General features: G+C 54.4%; 1 pseudogene. It reads left to right on the top strand.

Going from position 1 to position 1,297, the window contains the following annotated elements:
* Nucleotides 1-33 precede the first annotated feature (33 nt).
* Nucleotides 34-1,297: pseudogene (locus tag E0E16_RS13410) on the top strand (toxin TcdB middle/N-terminal domain-containing protein); the annotation flags it as partial.

The raw sequence follows: 1,297 nt of genomic DNA, 5'->3' as shown, positions 1-1,297 counted from the left end.
AAGATAATGGCAAACTACTAAACCCCAACGGCTATGAAGACAAAGCATTACCTCATATCGGCGGCATTACTGACAGCCATCACCGCAGCCATCGCTGCGACGCATATATACAAGGGACAGGACAGTGTACGTGAGAACAACGGCACAAGTATATCACAGGAGACAGCACAGACCGAGACGTTCACGAAGAACGTCCATAACGCAGAAAAAGCTACGCAGGGAATATCACGGACGGCAAGGAAGGAGGATAAGTCAAAGACGACAGCAGCAGCAACTTCTTCCGTTATGGAGACCACCTACACGGCAGACCATGCCTCGGGCATCATAGGACAGCCCGACGGACGGGTTTCGGACAACCCCGAGGACAACATCTTCGAGATAACAGTCGAGAAAGTCTCTCCAAATATGCGCGCATGGCTGGTCTATGACCTCAAGGGCGTAAGTTCTGGTCAGGGCATCAGCAGGAGCATCAACGATCGCACGGCTGTCGGCGGCTACCTTACGGTTCTTTCCAAGGACTGGAAGACCGTCAGGGAGGAAATAAGCCCCGAGTGGCTGAAGGACGGCAGGAACACCGTCCTCTTCACCATTCCGACGGATGCTTCCTACGCCTATTCGGTCAGGAACGTACATATCGAAACCGTAGCGGATGCTAAGACAAAGACTAATACCAATAAGCAGGAAGAAATAATCCTTTCCTCCGCCCCCATAGCCTATGACGGTCAGACCTACCTCTACGGCTTCGTACGAGGGAAGGCAAGCCGTATCTCAGTGAACGGCACAACCATCACCGTCCATGACGGAGAATTCGAGGGCATCGTGCCATCGACGGGCAGACAGCTCAAGCTCACGGCAGTCATTGATGGCAGGAACATCAGTAGGAAAATAACACCCATACAAGGAGGCAGGGCGGACTATGCCCGTGCCCTCGTGTCCGTCGGTGGAAAGGCGGAGAAGCAGTTCCTCGCACACAGGGCGGACAGCATCGCCATCGGCGGCAACGTCCTTTCCGTGAAGGCTGCGGACATCGCAAGGGATGGCAGATACTCCATCACGGCACTCCGCGAGACGGACATTCCTGCCCTTGACTACGGCATGACCAACGTCACCGCCAAGGGAGACGGCTACCGCTTTCTGCCCCACGGTAACCACTTCGAGGGCAAGGGTGCAACGGTGAAGATAAAATACGACCGCACGCGAATCCCGAGCGGTTTTACAGAAGACGACATCAATACCTATTACTTCGACCAAGACACCAGGCACTGGGTGGCTTTGGAACGTGTGAAGGTGGATAAGG

The sequence above is a fragment of the Prevotella rectalis genome (assembly GCF_900607215.1).
In the GTDB taxonomy this organism is placed as follows: Bacteria; Bacteroidota; Bacteroidia; order Bacteroidales; family Bacteroidaceae; genus Prevotella; species Prevotella brunnea.
This window is presented reverse-complemented; position numbering and strand designations above follow the sequence as displayed.